At 67.8% G+C, this 20,669-nt stretch carries 19 protein-coding genes; 9 read left to right on the plus strand and 10 right to left on the minus strand.

Annotated elements, in window-relative coordinates; genetic code table 11:
• A partial coding sequence (locus ACWEO2_RS18580; RefSeq protein ID WP_452406446.1) for a hypothetical protein occupies positions 1 to 192 on the minus strand: 192 nt, incomplete at its 3' end.
• Between the two features lie 84 nt (positions 193 to 276).
• Between ACWEO2_RS18580 and ACWEO2_RS18585 the strand changes: the two genes are divergently transcribed.
• The gene (locus tag ACWEO2_RS18585; RefSeq protein WP_452406447.1) at positions 277 to 975 is read left to right on the plus strand and encodes a class I SAM-dependent DNA methyltransferase; all 699 of its coding nucleotides are present in this window, start codon (positions 277 to 279) and stop codon (positions 973 to 975) included.
• A gap of 15 nt (positions 976 to 990) precedes the next feature.
• On the opposite strand, the gene ACWEO2_RS18590 is transcribed toward ACWEO2_RS18585, so the two are convergent.
• On the minus strand, positions 991 to 2,571 hold the full coding sequence (locus tag ACWEO2_RS18590) for a DNA polymerase Y family protein (RefSeq protein ID WP_452406606.1): 1,581 nt from the start codon (positions 2,569 to 2,571) through the stop codon (positions 991 to 993).
• A 151-nt stretch (positions 2,572 to 2,722) separates the two neighbouring features.
• Positions 2,723 to 3,502 (minus strand): hypothetical protein, encoded by a 780-nt coding sequence (locus tag ACWEO2_RS18595; protein WP_452406448.1) that lies wholly within the window; start codon positions 3,500 to 3,502, stop codon positions 2,723 to 2,725.
• 293 nt (positions 3,503 to 3,795) lie between these two features.
• Here ACWEO2_RS18595 and ACWEO2_RS18600 point away from each other — a divergent pair, with 293 nt between their 5' ends.
• From ACWEO2_RS18600 to ACWEO2_RS18610, 3 genes are read left to right on the plus strand one after another with little or no spacing between them, the layout of a single operon-like run.
• The gene (locus ACWEO2_RS18600; RefSeq protein ID WP_452406449.1) at positions 3,796 to 4,398 is read left to right on the plus strand and encodes a TetR/AcrR family transcriptional regulator; all 603 of its coding nucleotides are present in this window, start codon (positions 3,796 to 3,798) and stop codon (positions 4,396 to 4,398) included.
• Positions 4,395 to 5,246: a phytanoyl-CoA dioxygenase family protein gene (locus ACWEO2_RS18605; protein ID WP_452406450.1), complete on the plus strand. Its 852-nt coding sequence runs from the start codon at positions 4,395 to 4,397 to the stop codon at positions 5,244 to 5,246. Before ACWEO2_RS18600 ends, ACWEO2_RS18605 begins: the two co-directional genes overlap by 4 nt.
• A 53-nt stretch (positions 5,247 to 5,299) precedes the next feature.
• Positions 5,300 to 6,418, plus strand: a complete 1,119-nt coding sequence (locus tag ACWEO2_RS18610; RefSeq protein WP_452406451.1) for a serine/threonine-protein kinase — start codon at positions 5,300 to 5,302, stop codon at positions 6,416 to 6,418.
• 96 nt (positions 6,419 to 6,514) lie between these two features.
• Here the strand turns inward: ACWEO2_RS18610 and ACWEO2_RS18615 are convergent, their stop codons facing one another.
• The 3 genes from ACWEO2_RS18615 to ACWEO2_RS18625 all read right to left on the minus strand — a co-directional run bounded on the left by ACWEO2_RS18615 (position 6,515) and on the right by ACWEO2_RS18625 (position 10,126).
• Positions 6,515 to 7,150 (minus strand): response regulator transcription factor, encoded by a 636-nt coding sequence (locus ACWEO2_RS18615; RefSeq protein WP_354951859.1) that lies wholly within the window; start codon positions 7,148 to 7,150, stop codon positions 6,515 to 6,517.
• Positions 7,151 to 7,466: 316 nt separating this feature from the next.
• Positions 7,467 to 8,732 (minus strand): ATP-binding protein, encoded by a 1,266-nt coding sequence (locus ACWEO2_RS18620; protein ID WP_452406607.1) that lies wholly within the window; start codon positions 8,730 to 8,732, stop codon positions 7,467 to 7,469.
• Between the two features lie 245 nt (positions 8,733 to 8,977).
• On the minus strand, positions 8,978 to 10,126 hold the full coding sequence (locus ACWEO2_RS18625; RefSeq protein WP_452406452.1) for an FG-GAP repeat domain-containing protein: 1,149 nt from the start codon (positions 10,124 to 10,126) through the stop codon (positions 8,978 to 8,980).
• 377 nt (positions 10,127 to 10,503) lie between these two features.
• On the opposite strand from ACWEO2_RS18625, the gene ACWEO2_RS18630 reads away from it, so the two are divergent.
• The 3 genes from ACWEO2_RS18630 (at position 10,504) to ACWEO2_RS18640 (ending at position 13,404) form a co-directional block, all read left to right on the plus strand.
• Positions 10,504 to 11,148: an MspA family porin gene (locus ACWEO2_RS18630; protein ID WP_452406453.1), complete on the plus strand. Its 645-nt coding sequence runs from the start codon at positions 10,504 to 10,506 to the stop codon at positions 11,146 to 11,148.
• Between the two features lie 323 nt (positions 11,149 to 11,471).
• Positions 11,472 to 13,202, plus strand: coding sequence for a PspC domain-containing protein (locus tag ACWEO2_RS18635; RefSeq protein ID WP_452406454.1), 1,731 nt, complete (start codon positions 11,472 to 11,474; stop codon positions 13,200 to 13,202).
• Positions 13,195 to 13,404, plus strand: a complete 210-nt coding sequence (locus ACWEO2_RS18640) for a tetraspanin family protein (protein WP_354951666.1) — start codon at positions 13,195 to 13,197, stop codon at positions 13,402 to 13,404. Before ACWEO2_RS18635 ends, ACWEO2_RS18640 begins: the two co-directional genes overlap by 8 nt.
• A 268-nt stretch (positions 13,405 to 13,672) precedes the next feature.
• Here ACWEO2_RS18640 and ACWEO2_RS18645 read toward each other — a convergent pair whose 3' ends face one another.
• Together ACWEO2_RS18645 and guaA are read right to left on the minus strand one after the other, a co-directional pair.
• Complete coding sequence (locus ACWEO2_RS18645) at positions 13,673 to 14,128, minus strand: hypothetical protein (protein WP_452406455.1); 456 nt, start codon at positions 14,126 to 14,128, stop codon at positions 13,673 to 13,675.
• A gap of 73 nt (positions 14,129 to 14,201) precedes the next feature.
• On the minus strand, positions 14,202 to 15,776 hold the full coding sequence (gene guaA / locus ACWEO2_RS18650; protein WP_452406456.1) for a glutamine-hydrolyzing GMP synthase: 1,575 nt from the start codon (positions 15,774 to 15,776) through the stop codon (positions 14,202 to 14,204).
• 133 nt (positions 15,777 to 15,909) lie between these two features.
• On the opposite strand from guaA, the gene ACWEO2_RS18655 reads away from it, so the two are divergent.
• Complete coding sequence (locus ACWEO2_RS18655; protein WP_452406457.1) at positions 15,910 to 16,710, plus strand: alpha/beta fold hydrolase; 801 nt, start codon at positions 15,910 to 15,912, stop codon at positions 16,708 to 16,710.
• A gap of 58 nt (positions 16,711 to 16,768) precedes the next feature.
• Here the strand turns inward: ACWEO2_RS18655 and ACWEO2_RS18660 are convergent, their stop codons facing one another.
• A complete protein-coding gene (locus tag ACWEO2_RS18660; protein WP_452406458.1) occupies positions 16,769 to 17,941 on the minus strand; it encodes a GuaB3 family IMP dehydrogenase-related protein in 1,173 nt (390 codons plus the stop codon).
• 404 nt (positions 17,942 to 18,345) lie between these two features.
• Positions 18,346 to 19,890 (minus strand): IMP dehydrogenase, encoded by a 1,545-nt coding sequence (gene guaB, locus ACWEO2_RS18665; protein ID WP_452406459.1) that lies wholly within the window; start codon positions 19,888 to 19,890, stop codon positions 18,346 to 18,348.
• Between the two features lie 223 nt (positions 19,891 to 20,113).
• On the opposite strand from guaB, the gene ACWEO2_RS18670 reads away from it, so the two are divergent.
• Complete coding sequence (locus ACWEO2_RS18670; protein WP_040686729.1) at positions 20,114 to 20,527, plus strand: DUF5319 domain-containing protein; 414 nt, start codon at positions 20,114 to 20,116, stop codon at positions 20,525 to 20,527.
• Positions 20,528 to 20,669: the final 142 nt, after the last annotated feature.

Here is a 20,669-nt window from a genome sequence, read left to right on the forward strand (position 1 = left end):
GGTGATCTCGGTGATCTCGCTGTCGAGCTCGAGCACCGCGCCGATCGCGCTGACAAGCACCTCGCGGTCCGAGCCGCCGAGACTCGCGCCTGCGGCGCATGCGCTTCGACGACTCGGACGCGAGACGGGCCGCGAACGGTCGCTCGTAAGACTCGCTCCGTCGTGCTCGCCTGAGGGTGGGTCGTGCAGCACCTGTTACACGGCATTCGAAGCCAACGACGGGGTGGTGCCGGAAATTGTCTGGTGGATGTCGGGGAGCGCGGCAATACTGCGAACATGCCCTCCTTCGCGGACTTCGATCGCCGCAACTATCGCACCGTTGATGTCGCCGCGGGATATGACGGGTGGGCCCCGACGTATGAGCAGACCGTCATGGACGAGATGGATCTCGCACTGCTGGATCGGCTGCACCACCCGGACTGGAGCGGAGTGCGGCGCGCCGCCGATCTCGGCTGCGGGACCGGGCGCACCGGGGCTTGGTTGCGGGAGCGGGGAATTCAGCGGATCGATGGCGTCGACGTGAGTGCGGGGATGCTCGCGCGGGCCCGCGCGCGCGGGGTGCACACCACGCTCACCGAGGCGGATGTGCGCGATACCGGATTGGCCGGTGGCGCATACGATTTGGTGATCTCCTCGCTGATCGATGAGCACCTGGACGACCTCGCGCCCTATTACGCCGAGGCCTGGCGGCTGACCGCGCCGGGCGGCATGTGCGTGACAGTCAGCTATCACCCGCAATTCATGATGGTGACCGGTATGCCGACGCACTACACGCCCGATGCGGGGGAACCGGTGGCGATCAGCACACATCTGCACTTGATCAGCGAGCAGATATCGGCGGCATCGGCGGCCGGGTGGGTGCTCACCGAGATGGCCGAGGCGCTGGTGGATGACGCGTGGATCGCGGCCAAGCCGAAATGGGCCGAGCTGCGCGGACATCCGTTCACGCTGGCGCTGGTGTGGTCACGCCCGTAACAGCGGGCAGCGCCGTCAGTCGTAGAGCCCCTCCGCGCGCCAGGTCTGGTCGTTGTAGATGAGCAGTAGTACGCGGACATCGGCCGGTTCACCGGCGAGCTGCACCTGGATGCGGGCGGCGATTCCGGCGCAGAGGGTATCGGATTCCGGCGTCCACCAGTGTTCGTCCACCGGCCACGGACCCGCCCAGCCCGCGAGTCGCCATTGTTTGCTGCCCCAGCGCAGCAGGGCCGGGTCGGCGGTGAACAGGCCGCGTTCGGTGACCTGCACCGGGGCTCCATCGGCGGCCTCCAGATACACCACCGGGCGGTTCACCAGGATCACCGTGGGCGCGGGGCGGGGCAGGCGGCCGGGCCAGGGCAGGGCCGGATCGGCGGCCGGAACCGGCTCGTCGCCGAGTGCGACCATGGTGATGCGTTCGACGGGTCCGCGCCCGCCGCTGAGCACGCCGACCCGGACCGCCTCGCCGCCGAGCAGGCCCTGCACCCGGATCAGGGCGCGGCGGGCCCGCTCGTCCTCCGCACCGACACCGCCCCACAGACCGAGCTGAAGTGCACCCGCCGCAACGACTTCGACGGGTTCCAGCCGCAGCAGGGTGATCGGTGCGGTGGGGCGGTCGCGGCGGGTCAGCCAGCCGTCCAGCTGCCAGCGCACCCGATCCGCGGTACCCTCCGGGGTCAGCGGTTCCGCGCACCGCCAGATGCGCGAAAGTTGTTCACCCGCCTCGGTTTCCGCGGATACCGATAACCGAGTGCAGGCCATCGAGGCACGCGACAGCGCCTCGTGCAATTGGGTGGCGAGCAGGCGGCCCGCGAAGGCGGCGGCATCGACCCGATCGATCGGCGGATCACAGCGGTACTGCACCGCCAGCTCCGGCGGCGGACGCCGCGCGGACGGCGGGCGCTCCGGCACGGCCCTGGCACAGCGGTGCGCCAGCACGGCATCCGCGCCGAAGCGCGAGGTGACCTCGGTCGAGGTCAGCGCCGCGAAATCACCGATGCGCCGCAATCCCAAGCGGTGCAGCAGATCCACCAGATCACTGCGCTCCGGTGCGGCCAGGCTGGGTTCGAGCGCGAGTTCCCGCACCGGCAGTGGCGCCAGGAACCGCGCACCCGCGCCGGTCGGCACGATCACGGCGAACCGCGCCGCGATCACCGCCGTCGACAACTCATCGGCAATGCCGATCTGCGCCTCCACCCCCACCGCGGCCGCCGCGTCGACGAGCCGCTCGGCCGCCGCCTCCTCGGACCCGAAATATCGGGCCGCACCCCGCGCCCCGAGCACGAGCAGCCCCGGACGCAGCACCTCCACCCCCGGCACCGTCGCATCGATGGCCGCGACCACCGGCTCGAACAGCCGCGCATCCCGATCCGGGTCCGCCTGCGCGACATATACATTCGGACACCGCGACTGCGCCTCCCGTCTGGTCAGCCCGCACCGCACCCCCTCGGCCCTGGCAATGGCCGAACACTCCACGACCTTATTGCCGAACAGCACCGCCACCGGCCGCGTCGCGGGCACCCGCGCCACCGCCGCCGCCGTAACCGCCCCCCAGTCCTGGCACCACAGCGCCAGCACCCGCGCACCACCGCGCATCCGACTCGGCTGAATCACCGCCCTACTCCCGCGAGCACCGCGCCGATACCGATCGATATCGCGCAGCCATCCGAATCACGGTGCCGCACCGCACGCATCGGATGTCACCTCGTTCATGACGCCGCACCGCACGCATCGGATGTCACCTCGTTCATGACGCCGCACCGCACGCATCGACCGCTTCTTCGCGCACCGATGCGACCGTTTCCAGCGACACCCACTCCACGCGACTCGCGTTGGGCCGCAGTTCGATTCGGCCATGGCATGGCGGTCCCGCCTTGCCGCGGACCGCGACCTCCAGGCGCACCGAGCGGAGCCGACCGCGACCGGCGCCGAGGCCGCCGTATCCGGCGACGCGGGTGTCCAGGCGCAGGGACGGGTTGGGCCAGCGCCCGTCGGTGACCACCAGGGTGGCGCCCTTGCTGCGGGCGCGGGCGGCGATGACGCGGGTGCGCGATGGGGCCACGGCGGCGCCGCCGAGACCGAGCACCACCAGATCGAGACCGTCGAGCAATACCGCGGCCACCTCCACCGGATCCGGGCCGGGATCGGCGACGACGGCGAGGCGTTGCAGCTGCGCGCCCATCTCGACCGCGGCGAGCAGCCCGAGCCGGGGCACCCCGACCACCGCAGCATGTCCGCCGCCCTCGGTCACCGCGGCCAGCAGCCCCACCAACAGTGAATTCGCACCCGAGTAGGCCACGACCGAACCCTTGACCAGACCGCCTTCGGGCAACAGCTCGGCAAGGGCGGGCGGCACGGCCAGCGCTTCCCGGCGCAATTCGACGGCACGAGGCATCCGCTCGGCCGCCGCTTCCCCGCGCCCGGGTATCGCCGCCATCCGTCGGCGCAGCTCATCCAATGTCGGTCTATCCCTCGGCGGCATACCGTCCCGCCGTCTCCCCGCCCCTGAATCCTCATCCGAACCCATCACAACCACCTACTTCCACGATGGACCCGAGGCGAAGCACACGGAGCGAACCTTCACGATCAAGGAGTCAGCACCGATCCAGCTATCGATCGGTATCGAATATACGTTCGATACCCGCTCAGTAGAAACCCACCCCCGAATTCCGTCAAGTCCGCGCACCGACCCCGGCCGGTTCGCAACGATGCCGTTGTTTTTGAGTTGAACTCAACTTACTATCGGGGATATGAGCGAGCGACCATCAATACAGCCGACATGTCGGTCATGACGGAGCCGAACGCCAGCGAGGCGGAGTCATGACCGACCAAGAATTGTCGCGACGGGGGGCGACCGCGCGCAGACGACTGCTGGAGGCGGCGCATGCAGAGCTGAGCGAAACCGGGGAACTCGAGGTGGCGGCCGTCGCCCGCCGCGCCGGAGTCAGCGTCGGGCTGCCCTACCGATACTTCGGCTCACGCAGCGGCCTGCTCACCGCCGTTATCACCGACTTCTACGACCGCCTCGGCGCGCACGTCACCTATGCGGAGTTCGCCGGAAAGGATTGGCGCGAACGCGAACACGCGCGCGTCGTGGCCTGGGTGAACTTCCTCTATGACGATCCGCTCGCCCCCGTAGCACTCGGCCGCTTCGGCGATGCCGAAGCGGCGGGTGTGGAACGCCAGCGACTGCAGCAGGCGATCGAGGTCGGCATCCGGAATATGGCTCAGGGCCAGCGCCAGGGCGCGGCGCCCGCGGATCGCGACCCGGAGTTGCTCGTCGCGGCCGTTCTCGGCGGCGTGCACATGGCCGTGGCGGTGGCGCTCACCCGCAGCCCGCGACCGGACCGTGCCGTCGTCGCCGATCAAGTCTGGGAATTCGTGGCCGGAGCAACCGGCGCAGGAAGGGAAGAACAGCAATGAGCAATATCCAGCCCGAGGTCGAACGACTCGAGGATCTGACCGGCGACCTATCCCGAACCCATCGCGCGGTGCATGCGCCGCGCGATATCCCCGCCGCACAGGTGGACGCCGATCTCGCCGCCCTCGACCGTGACGGCTACGTCATCCTCGAGGGACTGCTCGACCCGGCGCAATGTGCCGCCCTGCGGACCGAACTGCTGCCCCTCCTGGGCCCGAACGGGCGAAATGCGTTCGAGGGACACCACACTCAGCGGCTCTACAGCGTGCTCGGCAAGACGCGCATGATCGATCGGCTGGTCGACCATCCCCGCGTACTGGCGCTGCTGGATCGACTCCTACTGCCCAATTACCTGCTGTCGCAGTTGCAAATCATCAATATCGCCCCCGGCGAGAATGCCCAACTCCTGCATCCCGACGACGGCTTCTACCCGGTGCCGCGACCGCGAAAGGCATTGTCGGCGGCCACCATCTGGGCGATCGATGAATTCACCGCCGAGAACGGCGCGACCATGCTGATCCCGGGCAGCCACCGCTGGCCGGACGGTCGGACACCGCAGCAGGACGACCTGCGCGTGCCCGGCGTCATGCCCGCCGGATCGTGCGTCTTCTTCCTCGGCACCCTCTGGCACGGCGGTGGCGCGAACCGCTCGGCGCGCTCGCGCCTGGCCGCCACCGCGCAGTACTGCGAGCCGTGGTTGCGCACGCAGGAGGCGTTCACCCTCTCGACGAGTCGCGATACGGTGCGCGCGGTATCCCCGGAAATCCGGCGCATGCTCGGCTACAGCATCCACCCACCCTTCATCGGCATGGTGGACGGCATGCACCCGGATCGGCTGCTGGCGCAATAGGGTGTCGGTCTCGAATCAGGCCAGTTAACCCCATTTTCCGATACCCTGCACCCGTGACCGAACGCGCTCGTCCCATAGTCGGCCCCGAATATCTTGTCGCTGGCCGCTACCGTCTGCAGTCGAAGCTGGGTGGCGGCGGCATGGGTGCGGTCTGGCTCGCACACGATCGCCTGCTCAACCGGGACGTCGCGATCAAACAGGTGCTCTCCACCGCCGAACTCCCCGAGGCCGAGGCCACCGAGATCCGCAATCGGATCATGCACGAGGGCCGGGTCGCGGCCAAGCTCTCACATGAGCACGCCATCGCGGTGTACGACGTGGTGCTGGAGGCGGGCGAGCCGTGGCTGGTGATGGAACATCTGCCATCACGAAGTGTCGCAAGGGCATTGGCGCTGGCGGGCACCCTGCCGCCGGTCGAGGTCGCACAGATCGGGGCGCAGGTCGCCGATGCGTTGGCGGCCGCGCACGCCGCGGGCATCGTGCACCGCGATATCAAACCGGGCAATATTCTCGTCGCCGACCGCGGCCCCGGCGTCGGCTTGGCCAAGCTCAGCGACTTCGGCATCTCCCGCGGTGCGACCGACAACTCCGATGAACCGGACGGCATGATCACCGGCACACCCGCCTACCTGCCTCCCGAGGTGGCGCGCGGGGCGCAGCCGACCACGGCGAGCGATGTGTTCTCCCTCGGCGCGACGCTGTACACCGCGATCGAGGGGCAACCGCCATTCGGTATGGACGATGACACCGATGCCGTGGTCTACCGCGCGGCCATGGCCCAGATCATCCCGCCCAGCCGCAGTGGCATGCTCACCAATGCGCTGCTGCACATGATGGAACCCGCACCGCAGCGCAGGCCGACAATGGCCGAGGCGCGCGACGAAATCCTCACCGCCGCATTCGGTCCCGGCACCGGCCCCTATATCCTCGGCGCCCCCGTACGCACCGAGGACGGCACCATCCCGGCCTGGGCCGCCCGCAATTCGGCCTCGGGCCTCCGCAGCCCCCACTCGACCCCCCTCCCCCGCCCCCACCGCAACACCGCCGCCCCCACCGCGCCCACCCCCCAGCGCGCCAAACCAAAAGAGCCGAGCAACGCCCCTCTGGCCATCGCCATCGGCCTCCTGATCGGCTTGGTCCTCATCATCGCCGTCATCATCGCCCTGATGTAACCGCCCCCGCCCCGTGCGTGACGCGGCTGAGAATGCGCTGGTGCAGATGTCACCGGGGTGAGCGCATGGTGTCGCTTGTCCGAGAAGCAGGGCTGGTCAGTCGATGCGGCGGCGGTGGGCCCAGCGGGTCAGGGCGTTGCGGTTGGACTGCTGGGTTTTGCGCAGGACGTTTGAGGCGTGGGTTTCCACGGTTTTCACCGAGATGTAGAGGTTTTCGGCGATTTCCCGGTAGGTGTAGCCGCGGGCCAGCAGGCGCAGCACCTCCAGCTCGCGTGGGGTGAGCGAATCCAATTCGGGATCCAGCGGCGGCTCCGGCACCGGTGACTTTCCGGTGAACGAGTCCAGCACGAATCCGGCCAGCCGCGGGCTGAAGACGGCATCGCCACCCGCAACCCGCCGAATGCCATCGGCCAGTTCGGATCCCGAGATGGTCTTGGTGACATAGCCGCGCGCGCCCGCCCGGATCACCGCGATCACATCCTCGGCGGCGTCGGAGACACTCAATGCCAAGCACACCGGACCGTCATCGATACCGGACAGCACCGCGACCCCACCACCGTCGGGCATGTGCACATCGAGCAGCACCACATCCGGCCGCGCCGCATTGATCCCGGCGACCGCCTCGGCCACACCACCGGCCTCCCCGACCACCTCCATATCGGTTTCCCGGCTCAGCTCCGCCCGCACACCCGAGCGGAATACGGCGTGATCATCGACGAGAAAGACCCGCACGGCCACCTACTTCTCCTCATCCTCGGTGGATCGACCACCCTGACGCGCGGACCGCCCGCAGGCCGTCCGCACTTCATCGGTACCACAACTGCCGTCACATCTGTCGCCATCCGGGCCACTACCACCCCAGCGCCCGCATGCAATGCCTCGAATGCGCTGCCCGCCAACCGGACCGGACGCGCTGTGGCGGCACCCGAATATCCGAATCGCCACCGGTCCCGAGTTCCGCCGATGCGACATCATCGGCTCACAACAGATCTGAAACCCGCGCAGCACCCGAACGCCGTCAGTACGCAGCGCCGTTCGACAGCCACGATCATCGACCGTTGCGAACCGTCTGTCGTGCCCCGTCACGCTGTTCGTCGCCGACCGGCTCCTGCGCATCGTCGATCCGATCCTGATCACCGGAATCGGTGCGCGGCATGATGATCCGCACCTCGGTGCCCCGGCCCGGCGTGGAAAGAATTTCCACCGAACCGCCGCGGCGCTCTATCCTCGCGCGGATGGATTTTGCGACGCCCTGCCGATCCTGCGGCACTGCCGCGATATCGAATCCGGCCCCGCGATCGCGCACGAAGACGCTCACCTGATGCGGTTCCGCCTCGGCGAACAGATCGATCTCCGGAACGCCGGCGTGTTTGGCGGCATTCACCAGCGCCTCCCGGCTCGCGCCGAGCAGTGCGGTGAAATGCTCCTTCGGTAGACCGGATCCGCTGTCGTCACCGTCCATCGTGACATCACCGACGGTCACCGGGGTCACCTTCACGCCGTGTTGGTCCTCCACCTCGCCCGCGATCGTGCGCAGCGCGGCGGCCAGACTCGACTGTGCCGGACCGGAATCCTCGAAGAGCCAGCGGCGCAGTTCCCGCTCCTGACTGCGCGCCAGCCGGGCCACCTCTTGCGGGTCGTCGGCCTGACGCTGGATCAGCGCCAGCGTCTGCAATACCGAATCATGCAGGTGGGACGCGATTTCCTCGCGTTCCTCATTGCGGATGCGGGCGGAGCGCTCGGCGTTCAGCGCCCGCATCATGCGCAGCCACAGCGGCACCGTCAACAGACCGGCACCGATCAAGGTGACCGCCACCGCGAGCAGCGCGGAACCGAGTGCGCTCAGATCGATCCTGGCCAGCACGACCACACCGAGGCCGAGCACGATCATCGTGATACCGGCGACGATGCGCGACCAGGTCACCACCGAGGGACGCGCGGGCAGCCCGAGCAGCGACCGCGGGCCGTCGGTGTCGTACTCGCGCCACACCAGCGCCGCACCGACCGCAACCACGACGATCGGCACGATCACCTTCGCCGCGGTTCCGCTCAGCAACCACGACACCCCGACCGCGAGCCCGATGCCGAGCAGGGCCAGCCCGATCGCCTGCCGGCGCTCCCGACCGGTCGGCTTCACCGCATCGTGGCCGCCCGGGGTGAAGATCCACAGCATCCCGTAGCCGACGATCCCGGCCCCCGCCAGCGCGGACAGCAAGACGAACGCTATCCGCACCTTGAAGACGTCGAGCCCGAGGTGATCGGCGATACCACCGGCCACACCGCCGACGATCCGGCCACCCGAGCGCCGCACCATCCTGGGATACGGCGGCTCGGTGTACAACAGCACCGGCGCGGGGCCGAAGCCGCGCCCGGGCCCCGGGGCAAACCCGGGCGCGACGCCCGAACCCGGCCCACCGCCCCACGCGGCACTGCGGGGGTCATCCCCTCGGGCAGCATCGAACGCGGGCATGGACGGGTACATGTCTTCGATACTGGCACGGCCACCGACACCCGACCATCAGGAATCACCCTGATCTATCGGTGGACCGTAGCGGTCGATCAGGCCGAGTAGTCGATAGCGGGGCCGAAAGTGCCGTCGCCGTTGCCGTAGCGCAGGGTGATGTTGCCCGTGCCGGTGTTGCCGATGACCGTGTCGATCTTTCCGTCGCCGTTGAAGTCGGCGAGGATCGGGGTGGACAGGGGCACCAGCCCGCCGGAGGGGTACGTGTGCGGCGGACCGAAGGTGCCGTTGCCGGTCCCGAGCAGCACGCTGATGCTGGAGGTGCCGCCGTTGGCAACCACCATGTCGAGCATGCCGTCGCCGTTGAGGTCGGCGAGGTCGAAGCACTGCGGGAGCAGACCGCCGGTTTGATATGCCGTGGGCGCGCCGAAGGTGCCGTCACCATTGTTGAACAGCGTGGATACGGTGCCTGAGACCAGGTTGGAGAAAAGGATGTCGGGCTTGCCGTCGGCGTTGATGTCGCGCGTCATGCCGTACCAGGCGGTCAGGGCACCCTCGCTGAACGTGGTCGGGGCGGCGAAGGTGCCGTCACCGCGGCCGCGGTAGATCTGGATGGTGCTGTTGACGTAGTTGCCGCGCAGCAGGTCGAGGTTGCCATCCCCATCGAAGTCCGCGACGTCGGCGGACCCGGAGCCGACGCCCAGGTTGCTGGAGAGGGTGTATGCCGCACGGAAAGTGCCATCGCCATTGCCCATGAGCACCGACCATGACGGGGCCTGGTTGGAGGTGGCCAAGTCCGGGTTGCCGTCGTGGTCGAAGTCGCCGACGACGACCGCCCCGGGAGCCAGGTCCGTCGCATAGTTGACGGCCTTGGCGAAAGTGCCGTCGCCATTGCCCATCAGTATGGACACGTCGCTGGTGGTGAAGTTGGTGACGGCCATATCGAGCTTGCCGTCGTGGTCGAAGTCCGCGATGGCGACGTAGTCCGCCTGACCGCCGGTGGCGTAGCGGACGGCGGGCTCGAAGCCTCCGCCGGGCCTTCCCAGGAAAACAGACACTCCGAACCCGAGCACGAAATCGCTGAATACGACATCGGTGTAGCCGTCGCCGTTGAGGTCGGCAATCGCTGGAACCGCGGGGCCGGCCAGGTTGGGCAGCACATCAGCGGATGCCGAAGTGCTGGTGAAGGCGGTACTCGCCAATGCCGTGGTGACGCAAGCGCTGAGGACGAACCTGGTGCGTGACACTTGTTTCTCCCGATTTGTTCGATGTCAGCAGAACGCTACGGCGTTCTCAGACGTGGTGAGGCCGCCCGATTCCTGTCCGGTCCGGACAGGAAAGCCACGCTGAACTGCCGTTCTTATGTAGAGCTCAGGCATCTTGCGACGCGCTGGGCCGACAACCCGACGGATCCGCCGCCGACCCATGCACCGCCGGACCGGAGAATTGCCACCAGGCATGTCTACCAGCGCTTTTGGGTTCGCCCACCGATCAATGGCCGCGGCAGCGCACAGCCCAGCGCCATACGTTTCTTCCGGGCCGGAAAACGTCCCACTCAACACCGCGGCCGGAGACGGCGGCACTCGCTCCGCAGGGGTCGGAGCACAGATTCGGGGGAGGAACCATGAACATCAAGTCGGTACTGGTCACCGCAGCCACCTTGGTCGGGATCGCCTTGGCGGGTGCACCGATCGCCAATGCCCAGGGCATGGCACCGCATGAGAAGAACTATTCGGGCCCAGCGGGATTCGAGATGACCGTCGGCCACATGGACGAGCAATTCCGCCCGGTACCCCCGCTCAACGGCATGCCGACCAACCGAGAGGTGTTCCTGGACAACACCTTCTACGGCACGATTCCCGCGAATGCGACGGGCACCATGAAGGTGGGCTACCTCGTCGCCTGCGCCGTGAATGTCGATCTCACCATCGGCATCAAGGCCGGAATCGGCTTCGACGCCGGGTTCAGCATCGGTGTCAGCGGTAGCGGAGACTCGATGTCACCGAATTTCGATGCCAGCATCGGCCCGAAGATCTACGCCGGGGTCAGCCTCGACATGTCGATCGCGCCCGGCGAGATCAAGCCGTTTGAAGTGGGCACGAAGGAACTGCCCCTCGGTGGCACCGGCTATCTGGTCAGCCACGACTACCACCTGATCGTGAAGAACTGCGGCGGACCGCTCACCATCCAGTCCTACGTGACCCTGACAGGAGTATCGCCCGACGTCACCGCCGCCGACGCGGTGACAGGAGACCGAATCTTCCTGTAACCCGGCAAGACTCGAGCGGCGATGCGGTTTCGCATCGCCGCTCACCGAGCTTTGCGGTCTCGGTGACCACGCGACCAGACAGAGCTACGATCCCGGCGCCCTCCCGTTGCTCTCCAACGTCATGGCCGCCACCTGCGGCCGACCGTATCTGCCGCGCCCCCCATGGTCTGATGACCCCCGACGTCTGGCGCAGGCACCTCCCCCAACTCCCCTATCGCCCACCCTGCAACTGAACAACAGACCGCTTGGTACAAAGAGATCAGAGTTTTTCTCAGGGTTCCCCCCGATGCGCCGAAGCGCTGGTCACGCCCACCATGGGAACCATGACGAAAACGACCTTCGGCGATCAGCTTCACCAGATGTGGCAGACGCGGCCCGTCCGGTTGCCGCGGCAAGGTCCGATCGCAGGCGTCGCGGCCGGATTCGGGCAGCGGTACGGCATCGATCCGGTGCTCATCCGGGTCGCGCTGGTGGTGTCGACGATCTTCGGCGGTGCGGGCATCGTGTTGTACCTGCTCGCCTGGCTGCTGCTGAGCGAGGCGGGTGATCAGTCGTCCGCGGCCGAATCGCTGTTCGGCAAGGGGCACAGCTCCCAGTCGCAGACCAAGACCATCGTCTTGATCGTGGCGCTCGCCATCGCGGTCAGCACCATGGGACCGGTCGGCGTCGGACTCGCGGGCTCGGGCCTGATCAGCATGGCGCTGATGCTGGCCGGTTGGTGGATGCTGCATATGCGCAATCCGCAGCCACCGCCCGGCACCAGTTCGCTCGGCGCCTTCGATGGCGGTCTAACCGCGACCGGTTATCCCGGGGCCGTATTCCCGCAGCGCACGGGGCCCGGCGACTTCTACTCGCCCGATGTCCCGCCGACCAGCATGTACACGCCGTACACGAAGTTGCCGGACGCCTATGTTCCGGACCATCCGGTCCAGGAGGCACCACCGCAGCAGGCAGATCCGGACACGGTCCTATTGCACGACGCCGATGAAGATGATGCCGTAACCGAACTGATCGAAAAGGGCAGTACGCCGACCGATGCTGGCGCTGCGCCAGCTGATGCCGAGACCGTGTTGCTGAGCAAAGACGCGGTGTTATTCGATAGCGGCGACACGGAAACCACGTCCCGGGGCGACATCGAGACCACTCGGCCCGACAACGGCACAACACCGATCGGAACCGCCGCCTCCGCAGCGCCGGGCACGACGTCCAACGCGCCAGGAGGCAGCCTGCCTCTCGATAAGGCCGCCGCCACGCCGAGCGCGAGCAATACCGACACCCCCACCATGAGTACCGGCGGCGGCTCGTCGCAATCCGAATCCGCTTCCGGCACAAGCGCACCCCGGCCCCCGCTCGCGGCTGTCGCGAAGCCGACAACGACCGCCGTAACCCCGCCCTCCTGGGATCCGCTCGGCGTCGCCCCACTCGCCTGGGACCTCCCCGAACCCACCCCGACCACCACCGTCGTCGCACCCCCGCCCAAGCGCCCCCGCTCCCGACTGACCGCGGTGGTGCTCGGCCTGGCCATCCTGGCCGCCGCAGGTGCGGGCGCACTGGCCGCCTCGGGTGCGGACTGGATGACACCGGGGCGCATCGGCGCGGTGGCGCTGGCGGTGATCGGCCTCGGTCTGGTGGTCGGCGCCTTCCTGCGCCGCGGTTACGGCCTGCTGGTACTGACCGCGCCGCTCGCCGGATTCGTGGTGCTGGCCTCGATGATCGGCCCGATCGAATTCGACAGCGCCACCGTCGGCGATCGCACCTGGACGCCGACCTCGATGACCGACCTGGCCCCGAGGTACGAGTTGACCGTGGGGACAGGCGTTTTGGATCTGCGATCGCTGAAGCTGACCGAGAACCGCGCCGTCGAGGTCGCGGTCCAGCTCGGCGATGCCAAGATCCTGCTGCCCGAGGGTATGGCGGTGCGCACCGACTGCACCGTCAATCTGGGAGATGTCCACTGCCCGACCGGGATCACCGGCCCGCACGCCGACGGCACACCGGTGCTCGACCTGAAAGTCCATGTCCGGACCGGCAATGCGGAGGTGCACCGTGGCTGACCCGACCGATAACAACACGACCAAGCGTGGGCCGTCGGTCTCGCTGCTGATCGTCGGCCTGCTCGCGCTCGGCGTCAGCATCTGGGCCTTCACCGGCCCGACCACGACCGCCAGCGGCGTCGTCTCGCTCGGCTGGGTCGTCGTGATCTCCGCCATCGTGGTCGGCATCCTGCTGGTCATCTCCCCACGCAAACCGCGCTGATCGACAACCGAATGAACCGACACAAATGGCCCGTCTCCCGACGGGCCATTTTCTTTCCGGCGCAGGAGCACACCAATGCCCATGGAACAGTTCGACATCGACGATCAACCGACCGATCTTCTCGGAATTCCGCTGGGCCGGTTCATGCCACTGACACCGAGCCGCAGTTACCTCGGCGGCGGTTTGCTACTCGGGCAGTTCATCCTCGGCGGCACCGCCAGCCGACCGGGACCGAACAGCGCTGCGTGGCGCGACGCCAGCGACGCGCCTACTCCAAATAGGCCGAGCAGCCCAGATGTTCGCTGATCCGATCCAGCAACCGCTGCATACTCAGCCGCTGCTTCCCCTCGACACCGCGCGCGATCATCGGCACCATCCATCGCCCAGTGGTGGCGACATTGAACACCTGCTGGATCATCCGAGATCCCTTCGGATGCGGCAACACTCGGCATTCGGCGCGAAACCACCACTGCCCCTCGACCGCGAGCATGGCCTGTGCCCGATCCACCTCGACCCGAATCCCATTGGGATCACCCGCGATCGCGGCCCGGAATTCGTTCGGGCCGCCGCGCAGCCGCATCTCGGGATCCGGACCGTCGGCGAGGAAGAAGGCGTTGTCCGGACCGACCGGACCCGCGCTGACCGAGGTGAGCAGCGCGGCCACCACCCCGCACGGGGCCTCGACGACCGCGTTGAGTGTGCAGAGCGGCTTCTTCGCTGCCATCCGGACCCCCTGAAAACTGGTCTACCCGGCTGACGGTACTCCCGAAATCCCCTCGATCAGCCCCGATCGCGGGTCACTCCCATTCGATGGTGCCCGGCGGCTTGCTCGTCACGTCCAGGACCACCCGGTTGACCTCCGCCACCTCATTGGTGATGCGGGTGGAGATCCGCTCGAGCACGTCGTAGGGCAGACGGGTCCAGTCCGCGGTCATGGCGTCCTCGCTGGAGACCGGCCGCAGCACGATCGGATGACCGTAAGTGCGGCCGTCACCCTGCACGCCGACGCTGCGCACCTCCGCGAGCAACACCACCGGGCACTGCCAGATCTGACGGTCCAGACCGGCGGCGGTCAGTTCCTCGCGCGCGATGGCATCGGCCTGCCGCAGCGTGTCCAGCCGGTCCGCGGTGACCTCGCCGACAATGCGGATGGCCAGGCCGGGGCCCGGGAACGGCTGGCGGGCAACGATTTCCTCGGGCAGCCCGAGCTCGCGACCGACCGCGCGCACCTCGTCCTTGAACAACAGCCGCAGCGGCTCGACGAGTTCGAACTCCAGATCGTCGGGCAGACCGCCGACATTGTGGTGGCTCTTGATATTCGCAGTACCCGAGCCGCCGCCGGACTCGACGACATCCGGGTACAGGGTGCCCTGTACGAGGAACTCGACGGCCGGACCCGAATCCGATGCCGCGCCGTCGGCGGCGGCGACCTCGGAGACCGCATCCTCGAACGACCGGATGAACTCCCGCCCGATGATCTTGCGCTTCTCCTCCGGATCGGTGACGCCCTTCAGCTCACCAAGGAATTTGTCCACCGCGTCGACAGTCACCAGTTTGGCGCCGGTCGCGGCGACGAAGTCCTGCTGCACCTGCTCGCGCTCCCCGGCGCGCAACAGGCCGTGATCGACGAACACACAGGTCAACCGGTCCCCGATGGCACGCTGCACCAGCGCGGCGGCGACCGCGCTGTCCACACCGCCCGACAACCCGCAGATCGCATGACCATCGCCGATCTGCTCGCGCACCGTGGCGATCAGCGAATCGGCGATATTGGCCGGGGTCCAGGTGGCCGGGATTCCGGCGAGGTCGTGCAGGAAGCGGCTGAGCACCTGCTGGCCGTGCGGCGAGTGCAGCACCTCGGGGTGGTACTGCACGCCGGCCAGCTTGCGGGCCCGATCCTCGAACGCGGCGACCGGTGCACCCGCGCTGGTACCGGTGACCTCGAAGCCCTCGGGCGCATCGGTGACCGCGTCGCCGTGGCTCATCCACACCGGCTGTTTGGTCGGCAGGCCACCGTGCAGCACACCGCCGTCGATACTGAGCTCGGTGCGGCCGTATTCGCGGGTGCCGGTGTGCGCGACGGTGCCGCCGAGCGCCTGCGCCATGGCCTGGAAGCCGTAGCAGATGCCGAATACCGGAATGCCCAGATCGAACAGCCGCGCATCCAATTGCGGCGCGCCCTCGGCATACACGCTGGACGGTCCGCCGGACAGAATCACCGCGAGCGGCTGCTTCTCGGCGATCTCGTCCACCGTGGTGCTATGCGGGATCACCTCCGAGAACACACTCGATTCACGGACCCGACGGGCGATCAGCTGGGCGTACTGGGCGCCGAAGTCGACGACGAGGACCGGTCTCTGGGTTTCTGCCACCCATTCAGTTTAGTGAGGGTGCGTCGCGAGCGAACCATCGGCACAGCAGCATCGCAGCCGAGTGCCAGCGAGGCGTAGATGTCAGCGGCTGAATCATCCCGCGCACCCCCGCACCGCTCGTTATCCTCATGCCGTGCCCTTCGCCCGCGCGATAGATGCCAACATCCACTACGAGGACAGCGGCGGCGACGGTCCGGTGGTCTTGCTCGCACACGAATTCTTCATGGACCGAACGATGTTCGCATCCCAGATGGCCGCGCTCGCACCGGAATTCCGCATTGTGTCCTGGGATGCGCGTGGACATGGCCGCACCAGGGACGAGGGGCTGCCGTTCACCTATTGGACCGCTGCGCGCGACGCCCTCACCGTGCTGGACCATCTCGGCGCCGAACGCGCGGTGTTCGGCGGTACCGCGCAAGGGGGGTTCACCGCGCTGCGCACCGCGCTCATCGCACCCGAGCGGGTTTCCGCGCTGATCTTGATCAGCACCGAGGCACACGGCCCGACACCCGAACAGTCCACCGCGACCCAGAAATTCCTGGATGAGTGGTACGACGACTGCTCCCGGCAGGAGGCCGTCGAACAACTCGCGTACTGGCTGATCGGCGATGACGAGTGGTACCGCTCGATCTGGACCAAACGCTGGCTGGCCCGCGACCGCCGCGGTATCGAGGTCGCCGCGGGCTGTCTGCTCGGCCGCGACTCGGTGCTGGACCGCTTATCCGAAATCACCTGCCCCGCCTTGGTGATTCACGCCACCGACAGCGGCATCACCCGCGACCGCGCCAAACAACTGGCCAGGGGGCTGACCGTATCCACCTACGTCGAGATCGCGGGCGCGCGCCTGGCCGTCACGATGACGCACCCCGAACCCGTCAACGCCGTCATCCAGCAGTTCCTGCGCGAACACACCGTGCCGACCCGCGTTCGCTGAACGCCGCCCCGGCATCGGCTCGGCTCACCGAATACCGTGCTGCGCGAAAACGGTGTGGTCAGGCGCGCACGCTCAGCCCGACCCGCTGGAATTCCTTGAGGTCGCAGTAGCCCGCCTTGGCCATCGAACGGCGTAGGCCGCCAACGAGATTCAGCGAGCCGAACGGATCGTCGGAGGGCCCGAACAGCACTCGTTCCAGACTCGGGCGCACGGTTTCACCGGTATCGCCGGACAGTTCGCCGCCCAGATCCCATGGATCCTCCACGTGCAGCAGCGAACCGCGCGGCACCGAGGGGTGCGCGGCCGAGGACGGCCAGTACCAGCCGCGACCGGGCGCCTCGGCGGCCAGGGCCAGCGGCACGCCGAGCATGGCCGCATCGGCACCGCAGGCAATGGCCTTGGCCAGCTGACCCGAGGTCGCGATATCACCGTCGGCGATCACGTGCACATAGCGTCCACCGGTCTCATCCAGGTAGTCGCGGCGCGCGGCGGCGGCGTCGGCGATCGCGGTCGCCATCGGAACCCCGATGCCGAGCACCTCGCCGGTGGTGGTGGCGCCCGGGTAGGAGCCGTAGCCCACGATCACGCCCGCGGCGCCGGTGCGCATCAGATGCAGCGCGGTCTTGTGATCGCTGACACCACCGGCGACCACCGGCACATCGAGTTCGGCGATGAAGGTCTTGAGGTTCAACGGCTCACCGTCGCCGACATGTTCGGCGGAGATGATGGTGCCGTGCACCACAAGCAGGTCGATACCGGCCTGCACCAGCGCGGGGGTCAGCGCGCGCGCGTTCTGCGGGCTGACCCGCACCGCGACCGTCACACCGGCGGCGCGCACCTGCGCGACCGCGGCGGCCAGCAGATCCGGCTGCATCGGTGCGGCGTGCAGCTCCTGCAACAGCCCGACCGCACGCTCGTACCCGCCCTTGGCGACGAGCTCGAGCAGCTGATCGATCTTCGCGGCGACATCGGCGTGCCGGGCCCACAGCCCCTCACCATTGATGACACCGAGTCCGCCGAGCCTGCCCAGTTCGATGGCGAATTCCGGCGAAACCAGCGCGTCGGTCGGGTGCGCCAGGAACGGGATCTCGAACCGGTAGGCGTCCAGCTGCCACGCCAGCGATACCTGCTTCGACGAACGGGTCCGCCGCGACGGGACGATATCGACATCGTCCAGTTCATAGGTACGCCGGGCGGTCCGGCCCATGCCGATCTCGACCATGTCGCGCACGCGTCTTCTCCTTCATTTCGGCCGCGCAGGCGCGGCGTGTTCACGGCTCTGTTGGATATGCAGCGCCTGCGGCGCTGTGTGTCCGCGGCCCCCTGATGTCTCGCGTCCGAGCCGTCGAGACTCGCGACTTCGTCGCATGCGCTTCGACGACTCGGCTGAGTTCGATGGCCGAGCCTTCGGCTCGGACGCGAGACGGGCCGCGAACGTCGCTCGTAAGACTCGCTCCGTCGCGGTCCATGTGGAGCCGTCCATCGTGAACAGGCGACTACGTCCGGGGCGGCAGGTCAGGACTCGTGATCCTGCCCCTTCGCCTTGTGAGGCCGTTGGCTATGTACCTCTAATTACCGCGAACACGGTCAATCATGCACCGACCATTCCGTCCAGTACACAACCCGTCGAGCAGGCTAGCCGCGACCAGTGTAGTTGGGCGCCTCGACGGTCATCGTGATGTCGTGCGGGTGGCTCTCCTTGAGCCCCGCCGCCGTGATCTGCACGAACTGCGCCTCTTGCAGATCGGCGATGGACTGCGATCCGGTGTAGCCCATGGCCGCCCGCAGCCCGCCGACGAGCTGGTGGATCACCTGGTTGACCGGTCCGCGGAACGGCACCCGGCCCTCGATGCCCTCGGGCACCAGCTTGTCCTCGGCGAGCACATCGTCCTGGAAGTAGCGGTCCTTGGAGTAGGACTTGGCCTGGCCGCGGCCCTGCATCGCGCCCAGCGAGCCCATACCGCGGTAGCTCTTGAACTGCTTGCCGCCCACCAGGATCAGCTCACCCGGCGATTCGGCGGTACCGGCCAGCAGCGAGCCGAGCATTACCGTGGACGCGCCCGCCGCGATGGCCTTGGCGATATCACCGGAGAACTGGATGCCGCCGTCGGCGATCACCGGAACGCCGTGCGGCTTGCATGCGGCGACGGCCTCGAGGATCGCGGTGATCTGCGGCGCGCCGACACCGGCGACCACGCGGGTGGTGCAGATGGAGCCGGGGCCGACACCGACCTTCACCGCGTCCGCGCCCGCCTCGACCAGTGCGGCCGCACCGGCCCGGGTGGCCACATTGCCGCCGACGATCTGGATGCGATCGCCGACCTCGGCCTTGACCTTGGTCACCATCTGCAGCACACCGGCCTGGTGGCCGTGCGCGGTATCGACGATGAGCACGTCCACCCCGGCGTCGGACAGGGTCATCGCGCGCGACCAGGAGTCCTCACCGACGCCGATCGCGGCGCCGACGAGCAGGCGACCGTCGCGGTCCTTGGTGGCGTTCGGGTACTGATCGGTCTTGACGAAGTCCTTGACGGTGATGAGTCCGCGCAGGCGGCCGTTGCCGTCGACGATCGGCAGCTTCTCGATCTTGTGGCGGCGCAGCAGGCCGAGCGCGGCCTCGGCGGTGACGCCCTCCTGCGCGGTGATCAGCGGCGCCCTGGTCATCACATCGGCGACCCGGCGGTTCTGATCCACTTCGAAGCGCATATCGCGGTTGGTGATAATGCCCACAAGCGCTCCGGTCTCGTCCACCACCGGCAGACCGGAGATGCGGAAGCGCGCACACATGGCGTCGACCTCGGCCAGGGTGTCGGTGGGACGACAGGTCACCGGATCGGTGACCATGCCCGCCTCGGACCGCTTGACGGTCTCGACCTGCGCGGCCTGATCGGCGACGGCCAGATTGCGGTGCAGCACACCCATACCACCGGCGCGCGCCATGGAGATGGCCATCCGCGCCTCGGTCACGGTGTCCATCGCGGAACTGCACAGCGGGGTGCGCAGCCGGATCTCACGGGTCAGCTGGCTGGAGGTCTCCACCGAGCTGGGGATGAGATCCGAAGCGGCCGGCAGCAACAGCACATCGTCGAACGTAAGGCCGAGCATGGCGATCTTGTTCGGATCGTCACCACCCGTAGGAGGGCGGACCGCGATTCGTTCGCCCGATACGGGATTACTCATTCGGATCGACCCCTCCTGGACGTCGAAAGCAACGAACGCCGGATGACCGGCGTCGTGGACTGGTGGAATGGACGGTGGCGGCTCCGCCAGCAATGTCGGGTGCCGGCCGGGCCTGCAAACCATGGTATCTGCCCCGCAAACACACCGATGAACTGAGCCCACCGCCGAAACTGGCGCGCCGCATAGCTGGCGAAGAGCACCCTGTTCTGCGTACCGTGGGGGTGTGCGTGACCATCTACCACCTGGCTTGCCGCCGGATCCGTTCGCCGGAGACCCCTCCGACCCGTCCGCCGCGCTCGACGCAATCGAGCCCGGCGAGCCGCTGGATCCCCACGAGCGCCTTGCGGTCGAGGAGGATCTCGCCGACCTTGCGGTGTATGAGGCGCTACTAGCGCATCGTGGCATCCGCGGACTTGTGGTCAGCTGCGAGGACTGCAGACAAGACCACTACCACGACTGGGACATGCTGCGCGCCAACCTGCTTCAGCTGCTGGTCGACGGCACGGTGCGCCCGCACGAGCCCGCCTACGATCCGATGCCGGAGGCGTATGTCACCTGGGACTACTGCCGGGGATACGCAGACGCCTCGATGAACGAGGCCTTCCACGGCGATGGGTTCGACGGGTTCGACAGCTGATATCGCGCGCTGAGTAACAGGCGCGGCGACACGCGGGCGCGATGTGAAATAGCTAACAGACAAAAGCCGACCGCCGGTCGGCAATCGGTTCATGCACAGCAATTCGGAGATCGAGCCACGCACACGCTGGGGCGTCCGAATA

It is taken from the genome of Nocardia sp. NPDC004278 (genome assembly GCF_053602975.1).